The sequence below is a fragment of the Flavobacterium sp. genome (assembly GCF_043773265.1).
Lineage (GTDB): Bacteria > Bacteroidota > Bacteroidia > Flavobacteriales > Flavobacteriaceae > Flavobacterium.
In genome coordinates this window covers 1-3,705 of the sequence record NZ_JAYVFH010000183.1, presented here as the reverse complement: position 1 = coordinate 3,705, position 3,705 = coordinate 1, and the positions used below count along the sequence as shown (strand labels likewise).

Below are 3,705 nucleotides of genomic sequence, written 5' to 3'. Positions count from 1 at the left end.
AAAATAGTATATTCCAATAACTGCAAGGTCAGAAACAAATTCTTTTGGCTTTTCTACCAGTTCAATTATTTCGTTATTTTCATTTAAATTTATTACTCCAAATGCATCTGGTTGATCTACTTGTTTTACCCAAATTACGCTATCGGCAGATTTATCTAAGTCAAAATCGGCGCGAATTAAAGTATCTGCATAAGCAATTACTGCCGAACCACTTAATGAATCTTTGGCGCACATAATTGCATGACCTGTTCCAAGTGCTTCATTTTGATAATAAATTGTTCCTCTTGCGCCTAGTTTTTGTGCAATTGCAATTAAATCTTCTTCTACTTTTTTACCAAAACTTTCGTGAATTATAAACGCAACTTCTTCTATATCTTGGTTTAAAACTGCTGCAATATCTTCTACCAATCGGTGTACAATTGGTTTTCCTGCAATTGGAATTAATGGTTTTGGTATTGTTAATGTATGTGGTCTTAGTCTTGAACCACGACCAGCCATTGGTACTATTATTTTCATTACTACTGTATTAAGATTTGAGTATTAGGTATTAAGACTAAATAATTTTTTAATTATTATAAACACTTTGATTGTACTAAGTGCGATAATTTATTCAACTTTTTTATAAAATGTTTTTCCCACTCTATTTATATGTTCAATTAAGTCTTTAGAGTCTAATTTATCAAAAATAGAAATGTCAAATAAATAAGGTGTATTTAAATCGTCAATGTTTTCATTAATTTTAGACAATTCTATATTTTTTCCAATTAATGTTATATCAATATCAGAACCTTCTCTATAATTTCCTTTAGCTCTTGAACCATAAATTAGAACTTCTTCTATTTGTGAATGTAATTCAAAAACAGAATTTATTTTGTTTATTGTTTTTTGATTTAATCCAAATTTCATAATAATGTTATCATTTTTAAATGAAATTTTACTAATTCTGGATAATATATTTTTGTTATGTTTTCATATTCAGATTCTAAAATTGTTTCTACATAGGTATGAGAAGTTTTATTTCGACTATCAATCATATTCATCCATACTTGACCATTAGAAATTATATTTTTATTAAATGCTTCTCTAGTTGCGGTTCTAGATCCTATAACATTTTGAATTCCGTCATAAATTAAATAGTCTTTCATTACGTTCCAAGAAAGTTCGTGAGTAAATTCAAATCTTTGTATTACTCCTTCTTTTTCTAAATCTGAAAGCTCTTCGTTTTTTTCAATAACTTCTGAAAGTTTTGCTAGCGCTTTTTCAAAGTTTGAAAAACGTTGTTTCCATCTTATGTCTTGATCTTCCATAATATATTTTAAACATTTATTTAACTCCAGTACTTCCAAAACCGCCTTCGCCACGAGAAGTTTGAGATAATTCTTGAACTTCTATCCATGCTGCACGTTCATATTTGGCAATTATTAATTGAGCTATTCTTTCTCCGTTCTCAATAATAAAATCTTCGTTGGATAAATTTACTAAAATTACTCCAATTTCGCCTCGATAATCTGCATCGACTGTTCCTGGTGAGTTGAGAACTGTTACTCCTTTTTTGGCTGCCAATCCGCTTCTTGGTCGTACTTGTGCTTCGTAACCTATTGGTAATTCTATAAAAAATCCGGTTTTTACTATGGTTCTTTCTAGTGATTTTAAGGTTATTGGTTCTAGAATATTGGCTCGCAAATCCATTCCTGCAGAAGCTATGGTTTCGTAATTTGGTAAATCGTGGGTAGATTTATTTATGATTTTTATGGTCATTGTTATTTGTTTTAGGACAAGTTGCGAATTGTTTGTACAATAATTTTCAAAGATATTAATTTGTTTTTCTTTTTGGGAATTTTTTTTGCCACAAAGACTGTAAGGCACAAAGTTTTTTGTGTGATTGGATTTTATAAATTGATTTTTTTTTAATTGATTTTTGATTAACGAATTATGATTTCAGATTTTTTAAAATTATCTTTAAACTTCAGAATTGAAATTAAATTGATTTTATAAATTGATTGAAGATTGAAGATTAACGTCCCGATAGCTATCGGGATTGATTTCAGATTTTTTGAAATTGACTTTTGAAATTGATATTGTAATTGAAAGATGCTTGTTAGCCGTGATGGAAATGGAACTCTTTTTACCTTAAAATTGTGATTTTTCTTGTTGAAAAAAAGCGACCAACGGAAGCTCTTTTTTTAACTAGAAAAAGCCAATTTTAAGGTAAAAAAGTGCAATGTACAGCGCGATTAGCTTCTTAACTTTTTTCGATTGAAGATTTGTAATAGCATTGTTTTTTCGTTGTAATAAATGAAATACAGAAACATTGCTGAGAGTAGAATTTTAATTGGATAACTTTCCCTAACATAAGGAATATAAAATGAAATTGCTGAAAATGTGATGGTTACAACTAGATATGTTAGAATTTTATTGATATCGTACGGAATTGGATATTTTTTTTGCCCTAATTTATAGGAAATGATCATCATTGTTCCGTAAGCTGCGATTGTTGCGATTGCTGAACCGTAATAACTAATTTTTGGAATGAGTATATAGTTTAAAACTAGTGTGACGATGGCGCCAATAATGGAAATGTAAGCGCCAATTTTGGTTTTATCGATGAGTTTGTACCAAACGGATAAATTGGTGTAAATGCCTAGAAAAAAGTTGGCTAGTACAATAAGTGGAACTACTTTTATTGCATCCCAATAACTAGATTGTGGTACTAATGGCTGTTTTAAAATATCGATAAATGCAATGACAAAAAAGCAAATGAATGAGCCAAAAACAACAAAATATTTGGTTATTGTTGCATAGGTTTGTTGTGCGTTTTCATTACTTGCGTGACTGAAGAAAAAAGGTTCTATGCCAAGTGTAAATGCGGTTCTAAATAAAACCATAAACATTCCTATTTTATAACAAGCTGCGTAAGCACCAATATCTGATTTTGAAACGTTTAGCCAATCTAAAAGAATTTTATCGAAATGTTCGTTTACTGCAAAGGCGATTCCGGCAATGAGAATTGGGAAACCATAGGTTGTCATTTTTTTCCATAAAGTGGTGTCGAAATGCCATTTTATTTTAAAATAGTTGGGTGAAAGAACTATAAATGTTAATAAACTTGCTATTAAATTGGAAACAAAAATATAGCCAACTTGAAAATTTTCGAAATAAATGGTATTGAAAAACCCTGTTGGATTTGCTTTTGCAATTGAAGGTAGAAAAATTAAAAAGAAAACGTTTAACGATAGATTTACCAGAACACTTCCTATTTTAATTACTGCATATTTCATTGGTTTTTTCTCTGCTCGAAGCTTTGAAAAAGGTATAATAACTAAAGCATCTAGTGCAAGAATCCAAATGGTGTAGGTTACATATTCTACATTGATTTGAGACCAATTGGAAAGTATTTTTCTGCTTAAAAGTGCCAAAAAGAGAAACCCAATTGTACTCCAAAAAATTGATATTGTTGCTGTTGAAATTACATTTTTCTTATTGTCTTGGGTATTGTAAAATCTAAAAAATGCGGTTTCCATTCCGTAAGATAAAATGACATTGAAAAATATCATATAGGCTAACAGAATAGTAATTTCTCCATAAGCAGATTTTGGCATTAATCCTGTATACAACCCTACTAAAAAGAAACTGATAACACGAGGTAATACAGTTGCAATTCCGTAAATTAGGGTTTGTTTTAAAAGGCTTCTTTTTGAACTCAAT

Annotated in this window: 5 protein-coding genes; all 5 read right to left on the bottom strand. The window is 29.8% G+C overall.

What is annotated here, in order from left to right; translation table 11 throughout:
* The coding region (locus ACH2BO_RS09910; protein ID WP_395044584.1) for a sugar phosphate nucleotidyltransferase at nt 1-516 on the bottom strand (516 nt) is incomplete at its 3' end.
* A 90-nt stretch (nt 517-606) separates the two neighbouring features.
* Nucleotides 607-906, bottom strand: a complete 300-nt coding sequence (locus ACH2BO_RS09905) for a nucleotidyltransferase domain-containing protein (protein ID WP_395044583.1) — start codon at nt 904-906, stop codon at nt 607-609.
* The gene (locus tag ACH2BO_RS09900) at nt 903-1,307 is read right to left on the bottom strand and encodes a nucleotidyltransferase substrate binding protein (protein ID WP_395044582.1); all 405 of its coding nucleotides are present in this window, start codon (nt 1,305-1,307) and stop codon (nt 903-905) included. Before ACH2BO_RS09900 ends, ACH2BO_RS09905 begins: the two co-directional genes overlap by 4 nt.
* Before the next feature lie 16 nt (nt 1,308-1,323).
* A complete protein-coding gene (gene dut / locus ACH2BO_RS09895) occupies nt 1,324-1,758 on the bottom strand; it encodes a dUTP diphosphatase (protein ID WP_395044581.1) in 435 nt (144 codons plus the stop codon).
* Between the two features lie 476 nt (nt 1,759-2,234).
* Nucleotides 2,235-3,705, bottom strand: a 1,471-nt coding sequence (locus ACH2BO_RS09890) for a polysaccharide biosynthesis C-terminal domain-containing protein (RefSeq protein ID WP_395044580.1), incomplete at its 5' end; no start/stop codon positions are given.